The sequence below is a fragment of the Delftia sp. WSY_12 genome, assembly GCF_043104645.1.
In the GTDB taxonomy this organism is placed as follows: Bacteria; Pseudomonadota; Gammaproteobacteria; order Burkholderiales; family Burkholderiaceae_C; genus Comamonas; species Comamonas tsuruhatensis.
The window spans coordinates 121811-143664 of the sequence record NZ_JBICKW010000020.1; the positions used below are offsets into that span (position 1 = coordinate 121811).

Here is a 21854-nt window from a genome sequence, read left to right on the forward strand (position 1 = left end):
TGGCCTGCAATGGCCACGCACGGGATGAAGCAAGCGGCATGCCAGGGCGCGCAGCCCTGCGCGGGCGCTGTCCTCGGGGCTGCCGCCCGGCGGCCGAGCCATGGTGGTGCGTCGCATGCCTCAAGGCGGTGCGCCCGCTATCGAGAGCGCGCAATCAGATGTCTGAATCGAATGGAGGTTTTGTGGCGATTTGTTTCAAATGCGACGAATCGGGGTACAACAAGCCACCGGGTCCTGCAGTAAGCCAGGGCCGCAATGACGTGAAGGATTTTTCTTCTTCAAGGGACCACGCCTATGAGAGTGAATCTGCCAGTCAGCACGCGTGAATACGCATTTCCCAAGGGCCAGACCCTGGTGTCCACCACGGACCTGAAGGGGCGCATCCTCTACTGCAACCCGATGTTCATCGAGGTCAGCGGCTACGAGCGCGAAGAACTGCTGGGCCAGCCCCACAACATGATCCGCCACCCCGACATGCCCGAGGAAGCCTTCCGCGACATGTGGGCCACCATCTCGGCCGGCCTGCCCTGGTCGGCGCCCGTGAAGAACCGGCGCAAGAACGGCGACTTCTACTGGGTCATGGCCAATGTCACGCCGCTGATGGAAGGCGACCGGCCCTCGGGCTACATGTCGGTGCGCACCGAGGCCACGCGCGAGCAGACGGATGCGGCCGAGCGCCTCTACGCCACCATGCGCTCCGAAAAGGACGCAGGGCGCAAGGTCCACGTGCTGCGCGCCGGCCATCTGGTGCGCAACAACCTGCGCGGACGCCTTGCCAGCGCGCTGAGCCTGGGCCTGGCAGGCAAGCTGGTGCTGATCTTCTTCCTGGTGGTGGCGGCAGCCTTTGGCGCGGCGATGGCGGGAGGACACACGCTGGATGCATGGTCCGCGCTGGCCTGGCTGGCGGTCTGCATCTTCACGGGGCTGGCCGTGGCCTGGGCGTACCGGCTGACCGTGGCGCCGCTGGCGCAGATGGTGCTGCAGGCCAACCGCCTGGCGGCCGGCGACCTGACGCAGACCATACGCATCACGCGCAAGGACGTGGTGGGCGATCTGCAGAAGGCGCTGAGCCAGCTCAATGTGAACCTGCTGTCCATCGTGCGCGATGCGCGCGAGGAAAGCGACAAGATGCAGATCTCCACGCGGGAAATCGCGCAGGGCAACCAGGACCTGTCCGCGCGCACGGAAACCCAGGCCGGCAACCTGCAGCAGACGGCGGCCTCGATGGAGGAGATCACGGGCACGGTCAAGCACACGGCCGAGTCGGCGCGCCAGGCCACGGACCTGGCCACCCAGGCCAGCGAGGTGGCCGAGCGCAGCAGCGGCGCCGTCGACGGCGTGGCGGCCACCATGAAGCAGATCCAGGCCGCGTCGGGGCGTATCGGCGAGATCACGCAGCTCATCGACTCCATCGCCTTCCAGACCAACATCCTGGCGCTGAACGCCGCCGTGGAGGCCGCGCGCGCGGGCGACCAGGGCCGGGGCTTTGCGGTGGTGGCGGCCGAAGTGCGCAGTCTCTCGCAGCGCACGCAGGCAGCGGCCAAGGAGATCCGCGAACTCATAGACGACTCCGCCGCCAAGGTGCTGGATGGCAATCAGCGCACCGAGGTCGCGCAGAAAACCATGACCGAATCGCTGGACCTGGTGCGGCGCGTGAACCTGCTGATCGGCGAAATCCACAGCGCCTCCAACGAGCAGCTCAGCGGCATCTCGCAGGTCAACGCGGCCGTGGCGCATCTGGACAACATCACGCAGCAGAACGCGGCGCTGGTAGAGCAGAACGCGGCATCGGCCATGGCCTTGCAGGCCCAGGCGCAGACCGTGTCGGAGACCGTGCAGGTCTTCCGGCTGGACGCCACGACCCGGGCACCGGCGGCCGTGGCCGACGCAGTGGCGCTGCGCCGGTCCATGAAGGCGCAGGCGCCGTTGCCGCCGCTGCGGCCGCCGCGCACCCAGCCGCAGCCGGCGCTGACCACGGGCTGAGCGCGATCCGGGCGCTGGAAAACATCGTTGACACTTGGGGCGCTGCGCCGTCATGCCCGCTGCACCTGCCGGCGCTACCATGTGACTTTGTGTTGACCGGGCGACCGGATGAAGGAACGACCATGAACTCCAGCTCTTCCCTGGCCGCCGAACTGATGGCCCAACTGCAGGGCGCGCCCATGCAGCAGATGGCAGACCAGATCGGCGCCAGCCCCGCTCAGACCGAAAGTGCCGTGGGCGCGGCCCTTCCCGTGCTGCTGGGCTCGCTGGGCCGCAATGCGGCCGATCCGCAGGGCGCGGCCAATCTCTTCGGCGCGCTGCAGCGCGACCACGGCGCGGCCAGCGGTGGCGCCGGCGGGCTGGATCTGGGAGGCCTGCTGGGCTCGCTGCTGGGCGGCGGCGCAGGCGCAGGCGGCAATGCGGGCGGCGGGCTCGACGGCGCAGCCATCCTGGGCCATATCCTGGGCGGCAACCAGCAGCGCGCGCAGGACGGACTGGGCCAGGCCACGGGCCTGGGAAGCGGCGGCGCGGCCCAGCTGCTGCAGCTGCTGGCCCCCATCGTCATGTCCTTTCTTGCACAGCGCGTGAGCGCAGGCGGCATGGATGCCGGCGGCCTGGGCCAGGTGCTGGGCCGCGAGCATGCGCAGGCGCAGCAGCAGGGCGGCCTGGGTGGTGGTTTGCTGGGCAGCCTGCTCGATCAGGATGGCGACGGCCAGGTAGGTCTCAGCGATCTGATGAAGATTGGTGGCAGCCTGCTGGGCGGCCGCCGCTGAAGGGCCGCATTCACTGAATCGGGCAGGGCCGGTGCGTGTGCATACACGCGCTGGCCCTGTTGCTTTTTGGGCGCAGTTCGGATGACACTAGAACCGAATTGGCGAACGACTGAAAGGCACCCATGACAGCAGTTGCAGACATTCTCAAGTCCAAGGCCACCAGCGCGGTGTACAGCATCGCGCCTACCGATTCCGTGCTCGACGCGCTGCGGCTCATGGCCGACAAGGGCATTGGCGCCCTGCTCGTGATGGAGGGCAGCGAGATCGCCGGCATCGTCACCGAGCGCGACTACGCGCGCAAGATCGCGCTGCTGGGGCGCACCTCCGGCGCCACCCTGGTGCGCGACGTGATGACGCGCGACGTGCTGTTCGTCGGCCCCACCCAGACCACGCAGGAGTGCATGGCGGTGATGACCGAGAACCGGCTGCGCCACCTGCCCGTGGTGGACGAAGGCGGCAAGCTGCTGGGCCTGATCTCCATCGGAGACCTGGTCAAGGACATCATCTCCGAGCAGAAGTTCATCATCGAGCAGCTGGAGCACTACATCTCGGGCCGGCACTGAGCCGGGGCTCGGCCTGCCCGCCATGGGCAGGGTCTCGAAGGCGGCAGGACCTGCGAAGGTTCAGGCCGCCTTTTCCACATGCCCCTGGCGTGTGTAGAGGAAATCGATCACGGCCTTGCGGCACTGGCGGTAGAGGTCGTCCTCGGCCAGCGCCACGCGGTTGCGCGGGCGGGCCAGGCCGACCTGCAGCACCTCGCCGATGGTGGCGGCCGGGCCGTTGGTCATCATCACGATCTTGTCGGACAGCAGCACGGCCTCGTCCACATCGTGCGTGACCATGACCACGGTGCTTTGCGTGCGCGCCACGATCTCCAGCAGCTCGTCCTGCAGCTTGGCGCGCGTGAGCGCATCGAGCGCGCCGAAGGGCTCGTCCATCAGCAGCACCTGCGGCTCCATCGACAGCGCGCGCGCAATGCCCACGCGCTGCTTCATGCCGCCCGATATCTCGCCGGGCCGCTTGTGCGCGGCATGGGCCAGGCCCACCAGTTCCAGCGCGGCCAGGGTGCGGGCCTTGAGCTGGGCGCGGCTTTCCGTGCGGCCATAGACGCGCTCCACGGCCAGGTGGATGTTGCCCTCGCAGGTCAGCCAGGGCAGCAGCGAGTGGTTCTGAAAGACCACGGCGCGCTCGGGTCCGGGGCCCTTGATCTCCTTGTTGGCGCACAGCAGCACGCCCGTGGTGGGCGTGGTCAGGCCCGCGATCAGGTTCAGCAGGGTGGACTTGCCGCAGCCCGAGTGGCCGATCAGCGAGACGAATTCGCCCCGCGCAATGGTCAGGTCGATATTGCGCAGTGCCGGAAACAGGCCCTTGGCGGTCTTGAAGCTCTGCTCCACGCCCTGGATCTCGATGAACTTGGACGATGCATTCATGCCTTCACCTCTTCGAACGTAAATGCCGTTGCCAGCTTGACCAGGGCCATCTCCAGCAGCAGGCCCACGATGCCGATCACGAAGATCGCGATGATGATGTTCTTGACGTTGAGGTTGTTCCACTCGTCCCAGACCCAGAAGCCGATGCCCACGCCGCCGGTGAGCATCTCGGCCGCGACGATGACCAGCCAGGCCGTGCCCACGGCCAGGCGCACGCCGGTCAGCATGTAGGGCAGCACGGCCGGGAACAGGATGGTGGTGGCGATCTTCCACTCGCTGAGGTTGAGCACGCGCGCCACGTTCATGTAGTCCTGGGGCACGCGCTGCACGCCCACGGCGGTGTTGATGAGCATGGGCCAGATCGAGCAGATGAAGATGGTCCAGATGGCCGCCGGGTTGGCGCCCTTGAAGACCAGCAGGCCTATGGGCAGCCAGGCCAGCGGCGACACCGGGCGCAGCAGGCTGATCAGCGGGTTGAACATGCGCGACAGGAAGTTGAAGCGCCCGATCACGAAGCCGGCCGGAATGCCGACCAGGGCCGCCAGGCCGAAGCCCACGGCCACGCGCTGCAGCGAAGCGAGCACGTTCCAGCCCACGCCCTGGTCATTGGGGCCGTTGCGGTAGAACGGGTCGCTGAAAATCTCCACCGCCTGCTGCCAGGTCGCCAGGGGCCCCGGAATGCTCTGGCTGGAGCCCGCGGCCACCAGGGACCACACGCCCACGAGCAGGCCTAGGCCGCACAGCGGCGGCAGCACGGCCAGCCAGAAGGCGCGCGACAGCGCCGCCCAGTCGCGCGCAGGGGCGGGAGTCCTGGGCGTTGCCGATGCAGCCTGCATGGCCGGGACCGGGGATGCAGCGGTGGGGGAAACCGGCGCAGGCGGGGCGGCGGCGGTGGAGGACTCTGCCGGGAAGTGGAAGACGGCGCTGACCATGGTGTGTTCCTCGGTGGGATGGGTCTTCAAAGGGGATCTCTCAGGCCTTGATGGCGAAGCTGTCCGCGTACTTGCGCGGGTCCTTGCCGTCCCAGACCGTGCCGTCCATCAGCTTGCTGCTGCGCATCTCGCCCTTGGGCAGCGGGGCCTTGGCGGCGGTGGCGGCCTGCTGGTAGATGTCCAGGCGGTTGATGGAGCGGGCCACGCCCAGGTAGTCGGGGTGGTCCTTGAGCAGGCCCCAGCGCTTGTGCTGGGTGAGGAACCACATGCCGTCGGACAGATAGGGATAGCCCACGCTGCCGTCGCCATAGAACTTCATGTGGTGGGGGTCGTCCCAGGTCTTGCCCATGCCGTCCTGGTAGCGGCCCAGGATGCGCTGGTTGATGGCGTCCACGCCGGTGTTCACATAGGCCTTGCCGGCAATGGTGTCGGCCATGCGGGTCTTGTTGGCCAGGCTCTCGTCGATCCAGCGGCCGGCCTCGATGATGGCGGCCGTCACGGCGCGTGCCGTGTTGGGGTTCTGGCGGGCAAATTCGGCCGTGGTGCCCAGCACCTTCTCGGGATGGTCCTGCCAGATGGCCTGGGAGGTGGTGGCCGTGACGCCGATGCCGTCCATGATGGCGCGGTGGTTCCAGGGCTCGCCCACGCAAAAGCCGTCCATGTTGCCCACGCGCATGTTGGCCACCATCTGCGGCGGCGGCACGGTGATGACCTTGGCATCCTTGAGCGGGTGGATGCCGTTGGCCGCCAGCCAGTAGTACAGCCACATGGCATGCGTGCCCGTGGGAAAGGTCTGGGCAAAGGTGTATTCGCGCTTTTCGCTGGCCATCAGCTTGGCCAGGCCTGCGCCGTTGACGGCGCCCTTGTCGGCCAGCTTCTTGGACAGCGTGATGGCCTGGCCGTTGTGGTTGAGCGTCATCAGCACGGCCATGTCCTTCCTGGCGCCGCCCACGCCCAGGTGCATGCCGTAGACCAGGCCGTACAGCACATGGGCAAAGTCCAGTTCGCCATTGGCCAGCTTGTCGCGCACGCTGGCCCAGCTCGCTTCCTTGGAGGGAATGATCCTGACGCCGTACTTCTGGTCGATCCCCAGCACCGAGGCCATGACCACGCTGGCGCAATCGGTCAGCGGAATGAAGCCGATGCGCACTTCCTTTTTCTCGGGCGCATCCGAGCCGGCCGCCCAGGCGCCGTGGTGGCCCAGCTGGGTGTAGAGCGCCGCGCCGCCTGCCAGCGTGCCGGCCTGGCGCAGAAAATCGCGCCGGGGCAGTGCCGGGCCGGAGGTGAGAGGGCCTGTGGTGGGCTGGGGCGTGGACGCCATGGCGGAACTCCTTCGATCGTCGGGAATGGAACACTTGCAAACCGGCATGTCCCAAGCAAAACGGCGTCCTCTCCGGCCGCGCTGCGCGGGGAGAGTGACGCCGTTGTCCAGGGGCCCTGAATCAAGACCGGGTTCCCGGCCGCCTTTGGCCGGGATTTGCCAGAGTCAATGCAGAAACCGTGCCAGGCGGCGTTCAAGGGGGACCATGCACTCCACCTGCCTTGCCGTCCGCGCCGGGCCACCTTCTGGTGCGCGACTTGCCGCAGCACTGCACCAAGTCGGTGCTGCGCTGCAACATGGCGCGCAGCGGCACGGGTTCATGGGGCGGGCGGCAGCAGATCGGCCATGGAAAGGACGGCCTGCGCCACTTCGGCCAGGCGGCGGTTCTGGTTCATGGCGGTCTGGCGCAGCAGCTTGTGGGCCTCGCCTTCGCTGAGCTGGCGCCGTGTCATCAACAGGCCCTTGGCGCGCTCCAGCAGCTTGCGTTCCGTCAGCGTGGCGCGCACGGTCTCCAGCTCGGCCTGCATGGCCTGCAGCCGCTGGGACTGGTCCTGCACCAGGTCCATCACGGATCGGTCCAGCTGCGGGCCCAGACGCGCGGCCGGGGGCTGCAGCCCGCCCAGCGCCAGCGTGGCGGAGACGGGCGTGATCTCCATTGCCTGCGGCGCCTGCAGCAGCGTCTGCAGGGCGGCGCGCGCATCGACAATGCAGCGCTGGCACTGCTGCTGCAGCTCGGCCGTCAGGCGGGCCTCGACGGTGTGCAGCGCATCCATGCGCCGCGAGCAGCTGTCGAACCAGGGCTCGGCCATCTCCGGCGCCAGGGGAGTGCCCGGCGCGGCCGTGCAGCCCACGCGGCGCAGGCGTTCGATCACGGCCAGCGTGGCATCGGCCGCGCTGCTTTCTTGCCACAGGGCCAGGGAATGGGGCGGCGCGAACTCCGCAAAGACCTGAAAGCAGCGCTCCTGCGAGGCGATCAGGTGCAGCCAGTGCTGCTGGCGCGGCGCATCGCTGACGCCCGCACCAAAGGCGGCCACGCCCGTGGCACGCTCCTGGCCCGCGAATTCCTTGCCCTGCATGAAGTTGAACAAGGCCACCAGCAGGCGCGAGATGCCGGGCTCGGGTGCGCTGTCGGCCGCCTCGAACACCACCGCCAGCAGGCCTGCCACCAGCTCGATGTAGATGGCGGTGGCCGCCTCCGGCGACAGGTCGTGGCTGGCGACGCGCTCGCGCAGCGCAGGCAGGGCGTCCAGGCACTGCAGCACATGGGCGATGCGGCTGAACAGCCGCGCGCCATGGCCGGGGTGCCCCGTGGAGTCTGTTTGGCCGGGCTGCATGTCCAGCCGGTCGAAGCCGTCAAGCGCCGCCGCGGCAATCCGGTCGCACTCGGCCATCTGCGCCAGCCGTGCCTCGCCGCCATGCGCGCCCGCGCTGGCCAGAAAGACGTTGGACAGGCCGCGCTCCTTTTGCAGCGCATGGATGAGGCGGCTGAGCAGATCCACCAGTGCGCTGGTGCGCTGCAGTTGCTCCAGCTCGCCGATTTCGCACTGGCGCGCGGCCACAAGAAAGTTGAGAGCGGTTTTCATGGGGGACGGGTCCTGTCTGCCTGCGTTGATGCAATTCCCATGCCGGGCCTGCCGTGGCGCAAAAGTAGAAGTAGAAGCAAGGCCCAGGGTTTGATAGAATTTTTCTAACGTTTTGAAATCGTCGATACAAATTTGGACGCGTGAATGTGTCGAATATTTGCCGGGCGCCCTGCAGGAAAAAGCCCGGCTTTCCGGCACACACGACACCCATGGCATAGCCATCCACAAGATCGGGCTGCGCAATGCGGCAGCGAGGCTGAATCAGCATGAGCTTGCAATATCACGAGAAGATCGGATGTCCCCCGTGCGCTGGCGGTTCATGACCCAGGCGGTGTTGGGGCGGACTGCTGTGCGCCGGCGTGGCCCGTCCCTGGCTGCGCTGCTGCTGGGCCTGGCGCAGTGCCGGGCACTGGCGGGGGGCGAGGTCCTGGCCGCGTCGGCGCCATCCGATGGCCAGGGAAGCTGGGCCGCGGGGTGGAGCGCTTTCGGCCTGTGGGGCGCCATTCCCGTTCTGATATTCCTGCTGGTTTCGCTGGTGGTCCATGTGCGCCTGCGCGAGAAGGCTCAGCGCCTGACGCAATCGCTGCAGCAGACCAATGAAAAGCTGCTGCGCGCCAATGTGAAGCTCAAGCGCATCGCCTTCAGGGACCCGCTGACCGGCACGGCCAACCGGGCGCTGCTCGAGTACCGGCTTGGCCGGGCGATTGCGCGCGCCGACAGCTCGGTGGAGCAGCCAGGGCCCGGGGGGCCGGTGCGCGTGGGCCTGCTGTACATCGATCTGGACGGATTCAAGCCCATCAACGACGTGGAGGGCCATGCCGCAGGTGACGCGCTGCTGTGCCAGGTGGCCGTGCGCCTGAACCGTATGACGCGCAAGTCGGACACGCTGGCGCGCGTGGGGGGCGATGAGTTCGTGCTGCTGCTGGGCTGCCTGGCATCGGAGGACGATGCCGTGGCCATGGCCGGCCGGGTGCAGAAGGTTTTGGGTCAGCCCTTCGATCTGCCGGGAAAGTCCATCTCCATCGGCAGCTCCGTCGGCGTGGCCATCTATCCCGATCATGGCCAGAAGGAAAAGCTCATGGCGGCGGCCGACCTCGCCATGTACACGGCCAAGCGCGCCGGCGGGAATTCCTGCGCCATCTTCAAGGAAAGCATGCGCAAGGATGTGGCCGTGCAGTTCGACCTGCAGCAAGCCCTGCGCCGCGCCGTGGCAAGCCAGCAGCTGGTGCTGTTCTACCAGCCCAAGATCGATGCCCGCACGGGCCGCATCCGCAGCGTGGAGGCGCTGGTTCGATGGAACCATCCCCGATTCGGCCTCATCAGCCCCCGCGTGTTCATTCCGCTGGCCGAGCGCTTCGGCCTGATCAGCGAGATCGGCGACTGGGTCATCGACGAGGCCTGCCGCCAGACTGCCCAGTGGACGCGCCAGCGGCGCTTCATGCGCGTCTCCATCAATATCTCGGGCTATCAGCTCTTTCAGACGCGGCTGGCGCAGTACATCGGCGAAGCGATCGAGCGGCACCGCATTCGGCCCGAGCAGCTGGTCTTCGAGATCACCGAGTCCGTGGCCATGGAGGACGACAAGACCACCATGGCCGTGATTGCCGAGTTGACGGGCATGGGCGTGCAGATTTCCATCGACGACTTCGGCACCGGCTACTCCAGCCTGGCCCTGCTGCGCCAGCTGGGCGCCGACGAGGTCAAGATCGACCGCAGCTTCGTGCGGGACGTGGCCATCAAGAGCGACGCGCGGGCCGTGGTCGATGCCATCGTGCGCCTGGCCCATGCGCTGGAGCTGCGCGTGGTGGCCGAAGGCGTGACCGACCAGCAGCAGCGCGAAGTGCTTCAGACGCTGGGCTGCGACGAGCTGCAGGGCTTTTACTTCGCTCGCCCCATGAACGCCCAGGCGCTGATCGCCAGCGAAATCTGGACCTCCGACGGCATCGAGCCCGTGCAGTTCTCGCGCTCGTCATACCTGGACAACCTGTAGCGGCCCGCCGGCCCCGCAACTGCCCGCCGGCCAGGGGCCATTGACGCGGGCGGCCGTGCGCCGCGCCCGCAGGTTCTACACTTCAGTCCCATGAGTTTGCTGATTCTGGGGATCGAATCCTCCTGCGATGAAACCGGCGTGGCCCTGGTCGAGGCCCCCGATGGCACGGGCGTGCCCAGGCTGCTGTCCCATGCGCTGCACAGCCAGATCGACATGCACCGCGCCTATGGCGGCGTGGTGCCGGAGCTGGCCAGCCGCGACCACATCCGCCGCGTGCTGCCGCTGACCGAAAGCGTGCTGGGCGAGTCCGGCCGCACGCTGGACCAGGTCGATGTGATCGCCTTCACGCGCGGCCCCGGCCTGGCCGGCGCGCTGCTGGTGGGCGCGGGCGTGGCCTGCGCCATGGCTGCGGCGCTGGACAAGCCCGTGCTGGGCGTGCACCACCTGGAAGGCCACCTGCTGTCGCCCTTCCTGAGCGCCGATCCCCCCGAATTCCCCTTCGTGGCCCTGCTGGTCTCGGGCGGCCACACGCAGCTGATGCGCGTGGACGGCGTGGGCAGCTACGCCATCCTGGGCGAGACCATCGACGACGCGGCCGGCGAGGCCTTCGACAAATCGGCCAAGCTCATGGGCCTGCCCTATCCGGGCGGCCCCGTGCTCTCGCGCCTGGCCGAGGGCGGGGACGCGCAGGCCTTCAAGCTGCCCCGGCCGCTGCTGCATTCGGGCGACCTGGACTTCTCGTTCGCCGGCCTGAAGACGGCCGTGCTGACCCAGGCGAAGAAGCTGGGCGATGACCTTGAGGCGCGCAAGGCCGACCTGGCCGCCAGCACGCAGGCGGCCATCGTCGAGGTGCTGGTCAAGAAGACGCTGGCGGCGCTGCAGCAGACCGGCATGAAGCGCGTGGTCGTGGCCGGCGGCGTGGGCGCCAACCGTCTGCTGCGCGCCCAGCTGGATGCGGCCTGTGCCAAGCGCAAGCTGCGCGTGCACTACCCCGAGCTGCACCTGTGCACCGACAACGGCGCCATGATCGCCATGGCCGCCGCCATGCGCCTGCAGGCAGGCCGCGAAATGGCGAACAGGCACTACGCGTTCGACGTCAAGCCGCGCTGGCCGCTCGATTCGCTGGCCTGATGGTCCGGGGCCGCGTGCCCGGCCTGCACGGCGGGCGCAAAAAAAGCCCGGCGCGGGCCGGGCTCTGGAAACGGGCTGTCACCTTGCCAAGAGGATGGAAGAAAGGATGGTTGACAGCCCGGGTGCACAAACGCGCTGGCCGTGACCGGACTTACTGGATGCTCAGCATGGTGGCCTTGCTCTGGGGTTCCAGGCGGGCCAGGGACAGCGTGAGCACGCCGTTTTCCAGCTTGGCGCTGCTGGCGGCCATGTCGATTTCATGGTCCAGCTCCCAGGCACGCTGCACCTGGCGGGGCGCGCCCTCGACGCTGGACAGACGGACCACGGCGCCTTCGATGCTCAGCTGCAGCTGCTCGCGGGACAGGCCGGGCACATCCAGCTGCAAGGTCGTGGCCTTTTCATCGCGCTGAACCTGCACCGACGAGAGCGAAGGGGCCGCGTTGCCCAGGGTGCCTTGCAAGAAGCGCTGCAGGGCCAGATCGGCGGCTTGGGGAGCGAAGGCGTTGCGGCGGAGAACAGGCGTGAAGATCATGGTGGGTTGGCTCCTATAAACTGCGCGGCTTCATCGAAGTTGTCGCCGCATGGAGCCTAGTTAAGCGGTGTTGAACGCATTTCAAGAGGAAAAAGCCATGAATAAATTGCGCCGCAAGGTCTTGAAAAGCGGCGCCATGGCGCTATTTGCGGCGCCCGCGCTGCTGGCCCGGGCGTCAAGCGGACACGACCGGCCCGTGTCGCCGCCGCGCGGCGAGCCGATACGGCTGGCGCTGATCGAAAGCCTGTCCGGCCCCTTTGCCAACACGGGCGAGGCCGTGTTCCGCAACCTGCTGTGGGCCGCCGAGCGCGTGAACGCGCGCGGCGGTGTGCTGCTGCCGGCTGCGCTGGGCGGCGCCCGGCCCCTGGCCATCGAACGCCATGACAGCAAGGGCCAGAACGAGGAGGCGCTGTCTGCGCTGCGCGCAGCCATCGACGGCGGCGCGCGCGTGGTCATGCAGGGCAATTCATCGGCCGTGGCCGCCGTGCTGGTCGACGCCATTGCCAAGCACAACGAGCGCGATCCGGCCCGGCGTGTGCTGTACCTGAACTACTCGGCCGTCGATCCCGCGCTCACCAACGAGCGCTGCAGCTTCTGGCACTTTCGCTTCGACGCCCATGCCGACATGCGCATGGCCGCGCTGATGCAGGTGCTGCGCGAGGACGGGGCCGTGCGCAGCGCCTACCTGATCGGGCAGGACTACAGCTTTGGCCAGGCCGTGCTGCGCGAGGCACGGCGCCAGCTGGCCGCGCAGCGGCCCGATGTGGCCATCGTGGGCGACGAGCTGCACCCCGTGGGCCGCGTCAAGGACTTTGCGCCCTATGCCGCCAAGATCAAGGCCAGCGGCGCCCAGGCCGTGGTCACGGGCAACTGGGGCAACGATCTGATGCTGCTGGTCAAGGCCGCGCGGGAGGCGGGCTTCGATGGCCGCTTCTACACCTTCTACGGCAATGCGCTGGGCGCGCCAGCCGCCCTGGGCGAGGCCGGCGTGGGCAAGGTGCTGGCCGTGGCCGACTGGCTGCCCAACGTGCCGGGCCCCGACAGCCAGGCCTTCTACAAGGCATTCCGCGAGCGCTTTCCCAGGCCTGCCGATGACTATGTGCACATGCGCATGCAGCTGATGATGGAGGCCCTGGCCCAGTCCATGGCGCGCGCGGGCAGCACGGACACCGTTGCCGTGGCGCAGGCGCTGGAAAGCGCGGACGTGACCTTGGCCGGACGCAGGGGCCGCATGCGCGCGGCCGACCACCAGTTCCAGCAGGCGCTGGTGGTCGGCGTCATGGACAGGCAGGGGGCGCCAGGCGTGCCCTTCGATGTGGAAGGCTCGGGCTACGGCTTCCGCGTGGTGCGAGAGATCGAGGCCGCGCGTGCCGAGCAGCCCGCGATGTGCCGCATGCGCCGGCCCTGACCGCCTCGACGGTTTGGATGGCCTGGATCAGCGGCCCATGGCTGCCGCGACTTCCTGGCCCAGCTCGATCACGGACAGCGCGTAGTAGCTGGACCAGTTGTAGCGCGTGATGGCATAGAAGTTCTCCGTGCCCGCGATGTACAGCGGCTGGCCCTGCGCGCCGTTTTCCAGCTTGACCAGGGCCAGCGGCCCCGGGTGCGCGGCGCCGTCGCCTGGCAACTGCACGCCGCGTGCGGTCATCTCGTCGGCCGTGAACTGGGGAAGGATGTCGGGCGCCAGCAGGGCGGCCAGGTCGGCGCCCTGGGCCTGCATGATCACCGGGTAGTGGGTGGGCATGCCGCTTTTCCAGCCATGCGCGACAAAGTAGTTGGCCACCGAGCCGATGGCATCGGCCGCGCTGCCGAACAGGTCGATGCGGTCGTCGCCGTCAAAGTCCACGGCCCACTTCACCCAGCTGCTGGGCATGAACTGGCCCATGCCCATGGCGCCTGCGTAGCTGCCGCGCAGCGAGAACGGGTCCGTGCCCGCACGGTGGGTGAAGCGCAGGAACTGCTCCAGCTCGCCACGGAAGTACTCGGTGCGCGCCGCAGCGCGCGGGTGGGCGGCAGGGAAGTCGAAGCTCAGCGTGGCCAGGGCGTCCATCACGCGGAAGTTGCCCATCTGCTGGCCGTAGATGGTCTCCACGCCGATGATGCCGACGATGATTTCGGCCGGCACGCCGTACTGCTTTTCGGCACGCGCCAGCGCAGCGGCATTGGCCTGCCAAAAGCGTGTCCCGGCACGTATGCGCACGGGCTCGACAAAGCGGCTGCGGTAGACGCCCCAGTTCTTTGCCGTGCCCTGGACGGCCGGCGTCATCAGGCGCGGCACCTGGGGCAGAAAGCGGGCCTGGGCGATGGTCTCGCGCACCCAGTCCACCGGCAGGTCGTGGCGCATCGCAATGTCGGCGGCCATCTGCATGGCTGCAGGCCGTTCGCCGTAGGGCGTGCTGCCCTGCACGGTCCTGGCCACGGCGGCGCCGCCAGCGGCCGTGGCGGCGGCAGCAGCGGCCGTGCGCTTTTTCGTGGAAGGTTTGGCCGTGGACTTGGTCGTGGTTTTAGCGGAGGTTTTGGCCGTGGCTTGGGCGGCAGGGCTGGCTGCCGGCTTGCCGGCCAGCGCGCCGCAGGGCACGGCCGCGGCCGCGAGCAGCAGCAGGGCGCAGGGGATCAGTCGTTGCTTGGTCATGGTGTGCTTGTCGTGGGACCGGCAGCGGCGGCTTGTGGCCGTGGCTGCGGATTGCGTGGCCAGTCCAGCGCCCGCCATTGGCGTCGCAGGGCGGGCAGGCCGGGGGTGTCGGGTGCGGATGAGGATGGGGATGGGGATGGCCGTGCGTAGCGCTGGCGCTCCATGCCCAGGAGCCAGTCGTGAAGGGCCTGGGCCGCCTTGGCATCGTCCCGGCCCCAGCGGTCCATGACCTGGGCTGCCAGCGCACGTGGGGGCAGGCTGGCGTCGGCGTCCAGGCCGATGCGCCGCAGCCGGGCGCGGGTCCTGTCCATGAGGCGCAGCCATTCGTCGCGGCTGGTGCGCTGGGCGCGGGCCATCCAGGCCAGCCACGCCAGCGCAGCCACGCCGGCCAGCGCGCCCAGCAGGCGCAGCATGTCCACCCACGAGGGCGATTGCACGCCCAGGTTCTTGAGTAGGTCCAGCTGGCGGCTTTGCGTGTAGTTGAGCACCCACTGGTTCCAGCCGTTGTTGACGGCCTCCCACACGGCGCGCATCTGCTGCAGCATGCCCACGCCCACGAAGTTGCCCATGGCTCCGGCGATGGCGCCCTGCGGTGCGCGCAGGCGCTGGAACTCGCCCACGCGCGACGGGGCCACGGCGCCAGTGGGGTCGATGCGAACCCAGCCCTCATCCTCCAGCCACACCTCGGTCCAGGCATGGGCGTCGGCGTTGCGCACGGTCCAGTAGCCGTCGACCGGGTTGCGCTCGCCACCCTGGTAGCCGGTGACGATGCGGGCAGGCACGCCCATGCCGCGCATCAGCACGGCGAAGGCGGAGGCGATGTGCTCGCAGAATCCCTCTTTGCTGTCGAACCAGAAGTCATCGGCCGTGTGCACGCTATCCACCACGCCGGGCTCCAGTGTGTAGGTGTAGCCGCCCGTGCGCAGGCGCGCCAGCGCGGCCTGCACCCAGGCACGGGGCGCGGCATCGGCCAGTTGCGGGTCGGCGCGCATCTGCCGGGCCAGCTCCAGCGTGCGCGGGTTGCTGCCTTCGGGCAGCTGGGTGTAGCGGCGCAGGCCGCGCGTGGGCTTGAGCGGGCCGTAGCTGAACTGCACATGGCTTTGGGCGCTGATGCGCACCACGTCGGTGATGGGGCGCCAGGTCAGCCATTGCAGCTGGGGCGTCATGCGGGCGGTGCCCATGCCCGGGGGCAGTTCGGGGTGCTGGGGCGTGGCGTCAAGCATGGTCAGCCAGGGGCGGCGGCTGGGCTCTATGGTCATCTGGTAGCGCACGCCTTCGCCCGAGACGCGCAGCTGGGCGCTGTCCAGCCCGGCCTCCGTGTCCATCTGCCATTCCTGGCCGTCGAAGCGCGACAGCACGGGGCCGCGGAAGTACAGGGTGTTGGCTGGTGGCGGGGCGCCGTCGGGCGTGTCGAAGCGCAGGCGCAGTGCGATGTTCTCGTCCAGCACCAGCGAGGCCATGGAGCCCACGCGCATGTTCTCCGACAGGCCGCTGCGGCCCGCCAGGTCGTTGCCCGGCACGCCCCACAGCGGGGCCATGCGCGGAAAGAACAGGAACAGCGCCACCATGACCGGCGTGCCCCACAGCGCCAGCAGGGCTGCCGTGCGCAGCGCCTGGGTCAGCGGCGGCCGGCCGGCGGTCATGTGGGCATTGACCAGGGCCGTGAGCAGGCCCAGCAGGCCCAGCACCATGGCCAGGGCCAGCAGCAGGGACTGCGAGTAGAAGAAGTTGGCCAGCAGCGCGAAGAAGCCCAGGAAGAACACCACCATGGCGTCGCGCCGGGCGCGCAGCTCCAGTGTCTTGAGCGCCAGCAGCAGCACGATCAGCGTCACGCCCGCATCGCGCCCGACAAAGGTGCCGTGCGAGACCCAGGTGGCGCCCAGGGCCAGCAGCAGCAGTCCGCCCAGCAGCCAGCGGCCGGGCAGGGGCTGGCCGCGCCAGGCCAGCAGGGCGCGCCACAGCAGCAGGCCGGCCACGAAGACCATGGTCCACCAGGGCGTGTGGGCGGCCTGGGGCATCAGCACCCAGGCCACCACGGCCAGCAGGAACAGGGTGTCGCGCGCATCGCGCGGCAGGGCGGCCAGGCGCTGGCGCCAAGTGGCCGCAGGCTGCGCAATGGCTTGGAAGGAGGAGGGCATGGACGTGCGATTCATGGGCAGGCCGCCAGGGCTTCCAGGCAGAGCGTGGCATGGGCCGGGCCCTGGTCGGGGGCGATCTCGCGGCCGTCGGGCAGGCGCAGGCCCCAGGTCAGGTCCTGCTGGCGCGCGGCCAGCACCCAGGCGGTCAGGCGGCTGAGGCGGGCCTCGGGGTCGGCCAGGCCGGTGGCCTTGGCATCCAGCCACAGGCGGTGCTGCTGGGACAGCGGGCGGTCGCGGCTCACCAGCTGGTTGCTGCCCGTGGCAAAGGCCTGTGCAGCCTTTTTCCAGACCACCAGCTTGAGCGGATCGCCGCGACGGTAGGCCCGCACACCGTCGAACTCGTCGCCGTGCCGCGTGGCGGCCGCGCTGCGGCCGCCGGCATCGGCGCTGGCCGGTGGCAGGGGTGGCGGATTGTGCTCGGGCGCCGGGTAGATCCAGGCCTGCGTCTGTGCGCGCCACAGCGCCCAGACGCGGAAGGTGCCCAGCGGATAGCGGGTGGCCGCCGTGATCGTGGGCAGCGGCTGCCGTCCCCGGCGCAGCGGCGTGAAGGCCAGCTGTGCCGTGGTGCTGCCCTGTGCCGGTACATCGATCCAGGTCCAGTCGGTGGCCGGGACATCGCCCTGCACGGCCAGGCCTATGCCCCAGCGCGTGCTGCGGCGGCTGTTGTGCAGCACCACGTCGAAGCGGCAGGGCTGGCCGGCAAAGCTGCCGGCCGGCGGCACCAGGTGCATTGCCAGGCCGCGCAGGTTGCCGTGGCCGACCACCATGCCCGCAGCCGCGCTTCCGGCCAGCAAAAAGGTCAGCAGGTAGCCCAGGTTGAGCTGGTAGTTGATGGCCGCCACCAGCAGCACGCACAGCGTCAGCGCCAGGGCCCAGCCTGCGCGCGAGGGCATGATGTAGACATTGCGCTGGGTCAGCCTGAGGCTGTCGGTGCGCGGCAGGCGGGCATGCCACCACTGGCGCACGCGCCGCGCAGGAGACCAGCGCTGGCGCAGCGATGCCCCCGGCTGGGCGGCGCCGGGCGAGGACGCGGGAGCGGCCGGCATCAGCGCAGCGCCACGGCGTCCAGCATGGCGCGCACCTGCTCCACGGCACCCCGGCCGCTGGAGCCTATGGGCACCAGGCGGTGGGCGGCCGTCTGCGGCAGGATGGCCTGCACATCGTCGGGCGCCACGTAGTCACGCCCCTCCATCAGGGCCACCGCCCTGGCCGCGCGCAGCAGCGCAATGCCCGCGCGAGGCGACAGGCCCTGCACGAACCACTGGCCCGAGCGCGTCGCCTCCAGCAGGTCCTGCACATAGTCGAGCAAGGCATCGCTGGCATGGACCTGCAGCACGGCGGCCTGCAACTGCTGCAGCTCGTCCGTGGCCAGCAGCGGGAGCAGTGCATCGGCCTGGGCGCGCCGGCCATTGCCGGACAGCAGGGAGCGCTCGGCCGCGCGGTCGGGATAGCCCAGGCTGATGCGCATCAGAAAGCGGTCCAGCTGGCTTTCGGGCAGCGGGAAGGTGCCCAACTGTTCCTGCGGGTTCTGCGTGGCGATCACGAAGAAGGGCTCGGGCAGGCGGTGCGTGCGGCCTTCGGACGAGACCTGGCGCTCTTCCATGGCTTCGAGCAGGGCGCTCTGTGTCTTGGGGCTGGCGCGGTTGATCTCGTCGGCCAGCAGTACCTGGGCGAAAACGGGACCTGGATGGAAGACGAAGGACTCGCTGCTGCGCTCATAGATGGACACGCCGGTGAGGTCGCTGGGCATGAGGTCGGCCGTGAACTGCACGCGCGAGAACTGCAGCCCGAAGCTGTGCGCCAGCGCATGGGCCAGCGTGGTCTTGCCCACGCCGGGAACGTCTTCCAGCAGCAGGTGTCCCCCCGCCAGCAGGCAGGCCACGCTGTCGCGGACTTGAGCCGGCTTCCCTACAACCACCGTGTTAAGCTGATCCAGAAGCGCCTTGATCTTGTGTGTAGCTTGCATGGCGCGACGTTATCCTAAAAAAAACATCGCGGAGACATCACTGTGGGCAAGACGGGTTATTTCACCCATAGGGAGTGCTGGCGGCATGAGATGGGGCCGGGGCACCCAGAGTGCCCGGCCCGGCTGGACGCCATCGAGGACCGGCTGCTGGTGACCGGCGTGGCCGATGCGCTGGAGCGGCACGAGGCCCCCCAGGCCTCGCTGGCCGACATCGAACTGGCCCATGACCGCATGCATGTGGCCGCGCTGCAGGGCCTGACCCAGCGCCTCATCGAGGAGCAGCAGGCCGGCGGCCCCGAGTACTCCCAGATCGACACCGATACCTCCATCAACAGCCACACCTTCTCGGCCGCGCTGCATGCGGCCGGTGCCGCGCTGGCGGCCACCGATGCGGTGATGGCCGGCGAGCTGGAGAACGCCTTTTGCGCCGTGCGCCCTCCCGGCCACCATGCCACCCGCCACCAGGCCATGGGCTTTTGCTTCTTCAACAACGTGGCCGTGGGCGTGAAGTACGCGCTCAGCCGCCACCACCTCAAGCGCGTGGCCGTGATCGATTTCGACGTGCACCACGGCAATGGCACGGAGGACATCCTCTCCGGCGACGACCGTGTGCTCATGTGCGGCATCTTCCAGCACCCCTTCTATCCCTTCAGCGGCGACCAGCACCCGGCCGCCAACATGGTCAACGTGCCGGTGGCCGCCTATACCAAGGGCATGGACATCCGCGAGATCGTCGAGATGATGTGGATCCCGCGACTGGAGGCCTTCAAGCCCGAGCTGATCTTCATCAGCGCCGGCTTCGACGCCCACCGCGAGGACGACATGGGCCAGCTGGGCATGACCGAGCAGGACTTCACCTGGATCACCTCGCGCATCAAGGACATTGCGCGGCGCTTCTCCAAGGGGCGCATCGTCTCCTGCCTGGAAGGCGGCTACGTGATGGGGCCGCTTGCGCGCAGCGTGGAAGCGCACGTGCGCGTGCTGGCCGACCTCTGAACCCGATCTGGAGCACCATGAACGCGAGCACCCATCCTTCTGAAGCCAACCCCCTGCTCGACGTGCAGCGCGACGCGCGCGGCGTCGTGCGGCTCACGCTCAACGATCCGCAGCGCTTCAATGCCCTGGGCGAGCAGATGCTCACGCAGCTGCAGCAGGCGCTGGACGATGTGGCGCGTGACGAGTCGGTGCGCGTGGTCGTGCTGGCTGCAGCCGGCAAGGCCTTTTGCGCCGGACACAATCTCAAGGACATGGCGGCCCATCCGCAGCTGGACTACTACCAGAAGCTGTTCGCCCAGTGCAGCCGCATGATGCTGTCCATCCACCGGCTGCCCGTGCCCGTGATTGCGCGCGTGCACGGCATTGCCACGGCGGCGGGCTGCCAGCTCGTGGCCCAGTGCGATCTGGCCGTTGCTGCGCAGGCGGCGCGCTTTGCCACCAGTGGCATCCACTATGGCCTGTTCTGTGCCACGCCCAGCGTGCCCTTGGTGCGCAATGTGCCGACCAAGCAGGCCATGGAGATGCTGCTCACGGGCGACTTCATCGACGCGCAGCAGGCGCTGGACCAGGGCCTGGTCAACCGCGTGGTGGCCGAGGAGGCGCTGGACGATGCGGTGGAGCACTTCGTGCAGTCCATCGTCAGCAAGCCCCGCGCGGCCGTGGCCATGGGCAAGGCCCTGGTCTACCGCCAGCGCGAGATGGGCATCGAGGCCGCCTACCAGCTGGCCGGCCAGACCATGGCCGCCAACATGATGGATGCCGACGCCCAGGAGGGCGCCCAGGCCTTCGCCGCCAAGCGCGAACCGGCCTGGAAGACGGGCCGCTGACCGACCTGCATGTAGGCCCCGGTCCGGTTGGCCTGTCCTGGATCTGCGCGATGATGGCGGCCTGCGCCCTTGCGGCGGAACGGCCCTGATCCATGGACATCTTCGACAAGCTCATCAACGACTTCCAAAGCTCCAGCGCCTGGCTGGAGTTCTCCGTTCTCATCGGCTGCCTGCTGCTGGCCTACGGCGCCATGCGCGGCCTGCATGCGCGCTACGGTCATCTCAACGATGGCAAGCCCTCCGTATGGATTGGCCGCCATGCGCTCGATGGCGCACTGTTCCCGCTGCTGGCGCTGGTGCTGGTCTTCACCAGCCAGGAGATCCTGGCGCGGTTTTCCACGGTGTTCTGGTTGCGCGTGGCCGTGTCGCTGCTGGTGTCCCTGTCGGTGATCCGCTTCGTGGCGCGGGTGCTCAGCCGGACCTTCCCCCACTCCACCGTGGTGCGCCTGATCGAGCGCATCTTCTCCTGGCTGGCCTGGGGCGCGGCCGTGCTGCACAGCATCGGCCTGCTGCCGCAGGTCATGGAGGAGCTGGAGGCCCTGCAGTTCAACATCGGCAAGACGCCGGTCAGCCTGCTCAACCTGATCGAGGGCACGCTGTCGGCGGGCCTGATGATGGTGGCCGTGCTCTGGCTGTCCACGCTGTTCGAGCAGAAGGTCATCAACCAGTGGGTCAGCGACCTGTCCATGCGCAAGGTGGCCATGAACATTACGCGCAGCGTGCTGATCCTGGTGGGCCTGCTGGTCTCGCTGTCCATGGTGGGCGTGGACCTGACGGCGCTGTCCGTCATGGGCGGCGCCATCGGCGTGGGCCTGGGTTTCGGCATGCAGAAGATCGCCTCCAACTACGTCAGCGGCTTTCTGGTGCTGATCGAGCGTGCGCTGCGCATCGGCGACAACGTGCGCGTGGACGGCTTCGAGGGCCGCATCACCGACATCCGCACGCGCTACACCATCATCCGCGCGCTCAACGGCCGCGAATCCATCGTGCCCAACGAGACGCTGATCACCCAGCGTGTGGAGAACCTCACCGGATTCGACGTCAAGTTCGGCCTGTCCACCAACATCGTCGTGGGCATGGACAGCGATGTGGAGCAGGTGCGCGGCATCCTGCTCGAAGCCGCAGCCGCGCAGCCGCGCGTGCTCAAGACGCCCGCGCCTTCGGTGGCTCTGGTCGACTTTGTGGAGCAGGGCCTGCAGTTCAGTCTCAGCTACTACATCAACGACCCGCAAAATGGCCAGGGAAATGTGCGCTCCGAGGTCAACCTCGCCGTGCTGCGCGGCCTGCGTGCCGCAGGCGTGAGCCTGCCGGTCCCCAGGCAGGTGGTACAGATCACCGAACGCGTGGGCGTGGCGGCCCAGGCAGCAGAGAAAAGCAGCTAGGATTATTCCTAGGTGCATACCCTGAGTTCAGGCTGTTCCCCTGCAGGAAATCTCAAGGGTCGTGCTTAAAATGGCACGATCGTTCTTTTTTGTGAGCGCGCATGCGGCCCTCGGCCGTCAGGGAAACCTGCCTCAGCTGCTGCAGCGCCGCATACAATGATTTCGGTTTACGTAAACGTCAATCTATCAATCAATCAGGAGCCGCTGCAATGAAGGTTTTGGTCCCGGTCAAGCGCGT

18 protein-coding genes are annotated in these 21854 nt (G+C 68.4%); 9 read left to right on the top strand and 9 right to left on the bottom strand.

Translation table 11 applies throughout. The features are described from left to right. The first annotated feature begins 294 nt into the window (after nt 1-294). The 3 genes from ACF8LI_RS12115 to ACF8LI_RS12125 all read left to right on the top strand — a co-directional run bounded on the left by ACF8LI_RS12115 (nt 295) and on the right by ACF8LI_RS12125 (nt 3319). Nucleotides 295-1983, top strand: a complete 1689-nt coding sequence (locus ACF8LI_RS12115) for a methyl-accepting chemotaxis protein (protein ID WP_392414317.1) — start codon at nt 295-297, stop codon at nt 1981-1983. Nucleotides 1984-2105: 122 nt separating this feature from the next. Continuing rightward, entirely contained in the window at nt 2106-2756 is a 651-nt protein-coding gene (locus ACF8LI_RS12120; protein ID WP_016449719.1) for a DUF937 domain-containing protein, read from the top strand. Nucleotides 2757-2878: 122 nt separating this feature from the next. Continuing rightward, nucleotides 2879-3319, top strand: coding sequence for a CBS domain-containing protein (locus ACF8LI_RS12125; RefSeq protein ID WP_016449718.1), 441 nt, complete (start codon nt 2879-2881; stop codon nt 3317-3319). Nucleotides 3320-3379: 60 nt separating this feature from the next. Here ACF8LI_RS12125 and ACF8LI_RS12130 read toward each other — a convergent pair whose 3' ends face one another. From ACF8LI_RS12130 to ACF8LI_RS12145, 4 genes are all read right to left on the bottom strand, one after another. Then, nucleotides 3380-4186 carry an ABC transporter ATP-binding protein gene (locus tag ACF8LI_RS12130; protein ID WP_017407363.1) on the bottom strand — a complete coding sequence of 269 codons (807 nt, stop codon included), beginning with the start codon at nt 4184-4186 and terminating at the stop codon, nt 3380-3382. Further along, nucleotides 4183-5118 (bottom strand): nitrate ABC transporter permease, encoded by a 936-nt coding sequence (gene ntrB / locus ACF8LI_RS12135; RefSeq protein ID WP_392414325.1) that lies wholly within the window; start codon nt 5116-5118, stop codon nt 4183-4185. The genes ACF8LI_RS12130 and ntrB overlap by 4 nt, the downstream gene beginning before the upstream one ends. A 40-nt stretch (nt 5119-5158) precedes the next feature. Continuing rightward, nucleotides 5159-6439, bottom strand: coding sequence for a CmpA/NrtA family ABC transporter substrate-binding protein (locus ACF8LI_RS12140; RefSeq protein ID WP_016449715.1), 1281 nt, complete (start codon nt 6437-6439; stop codon nt 5159-5161). A gap of 317 nt (nt 6440-6756) precedes the next feature. Beyond that, nucleotides 6757-8022, bottom strand: coding sequence for a nitrate regulatory protein (locus ACF8LI_RS12145; RefSeq protein ID WP_017407366.1), 1266 nt, complete (start codon nt 8020-8022; stop codon nt 6757-6759). Between the two features lie 295 nt (nt 8023-8317). Here ACF8LI_RS12145 and ACF8LI_RS12150 point away from each other — a divergent pair, with 295 nt between their 5' ends. Both ACF8LI_RS12150 and tsaD read left to right on the top strand, forming a co-directional pair. Then, nucleotides 8318-10012, top strand: coding sequence for a putative bifunctional diguanylate cyclase/phosphodiesterase (locus tag ACF8LI_RS12150; protein WP_374005725.1), 1695 nt, complete (start codon nt 8318-8320; stop codon nt 10010-10012). Between the two features lie 90 nt (nt 10013-10102). Continuing rightward, entirely contained in the window at nt 10103-11143 is a 1041-nt protein-coding gene (tsaD, locus tag ACF8LI_RS12155) for a tRNA (adenosine(37)-N6)-threonylcarbamoyltransferase complex transferase subunit TsaD (protein WP_016449712.1), read from the top strand. A gap of 151 nt (nt 11144-11294) precedes the next feature. Here the strand turns inward: tsaD and ACF8LI_RS12160 are convergent, their stop codons facing one another. Next, nucleotides 11295-11675 carry an Hsp20/alpha crystallin family protein gene (locus ACF8LI_RS12160; RefSeq protein WP_392414318.1) on the bottom strand — a complete coding sequence of 127 codons (381 nt, stop codon included), beginning with the start codon at nt 11673-11675 and terminating at the stop codon, nt 11295-11297. A 97-nt stretch (nt 11676-11772) separates the two neighbouring features. Between ACF8LI_RS12160 and ACF8LI_RS12165 the strand changes: the two genes are divergently transcribed. Beyond that, nucleotides 11773-13083 (top strand): branched-chain amino acid ABC transporter substrate-binding protein, encoded by a 1311-nt coding sequence (locus ACF8LI_RS12165; RefSeq protein ID WP_392414319.1) that lies wholly within the window; start codon nt 11773-11775, stop codon nt 13081-13083. A gap of 27 nt (nt 13084-13110) precedes the next feature. Here ACF8LI_RS12165 and mltB read toward each other — a convergent pair whose 3' ends face one another. The 4 genes from mltB to ACF8LI_RS12185 are packed head-to-tail and all read right to left on the bottom strand — an operon-like array spanning nt 13111 to nt 18411. Further along, nucleotides 13111-14307, bottom strand: a complete 1197-nt coding sequence (gene mltB / locus ACF8LI_RS12170; RefSeq protein WP_392414320.1) for a lytic murein transglycosylase B — start codon at nt 14305-14307, stop codon at nt 13111-13113. Then, a complete protein-coding gene (locus ACF8LI_RS12175; protein WP_392414321.1) occupies nt 14304-16460 on the bottom strand; it encodes a transglutaminaseTgpA domain-containing protein in 2157 nt (718 codons plus the stop codon). Before ACF8LI_RS12175 ends, mltB begins: the two co-directional genes overlap by 4 nt. Further along, nucleotides 16457-17491, bottom strand: coding sequence for a DUF58 domain-containing protein (locus ACF8LI_RS12180; RefSeq protein ID WP_016449707.1), 1035 nt, complete (start codon nt 17489-17491; stop codon nt 16457-16459). The genes ACF8LI_RS12175 and ACF8LI_RS12180 overlap by 4 nt, the downstream gene beginning before the upstream one ends. Then, a complete protein-coding gene (locus ACF8LI_RS12185) occupies nt 17491-18411 on the bottom strand; it encodes a MoxR family ATPase (protein WP_016449706.1) in 921 nt (306 codons plus the stop codon). The genes ACF8LI_RS12180 and ACF8LI_RS12185 overlap by 1 nt, the downstream gene beginning before the upstream one ends. A 42-nt stretch (nt 18412-18453) precedes the next feature. On the opposite strand from ACF8LI_RS12185, the gene ACF8LI_RS12190 reads away from it, so the two are divergent. From ACF8LI_RS12190 to ACF8LI_RS12200, 3 genes are all read left to right on the top strand, one after another. Next, on the top strand, nt 18454-19407 hold the full coding sequence (locus ACF8LI_RS12190; RefSeq protein ID WP_016449705.1) for a histone deacetylase family protein: 954 nt from the start codon (nt 18454-18456) through the stop codon (nt 19405-19407). Between the two features lie 17 nt (nt 19408-19424). Continuing rightward, the gene (locus ACF8LI_RS12195; protein WP_392414322.1) at nt 19425-20234 is read left to right on the top strand and encodes an enoyl-CoA hydratase; all 810 of its coding nucleotides are present in this window, start codon (nt 19425-19427) and stop codon (nt 20232-20234) included. A 92-nt stretch (nt 20235-20326) separates the two neighbouring features. Further along, nucleotides 20327-21616 carry a mechanosensitive ion channel family protein gene (locus tag ACF8LI_RS12200; RefSeq protein ID WP_016449703.1) on the top strand — a complete coding sequence of 430 codons (1290 nt, stop codon included), beginning with the start codon at nt 20327-20329 and terminating at the stop codon, nt 21614-21616. Nucleotides 21617-21854: the final 238 nt, after the last annotated feature.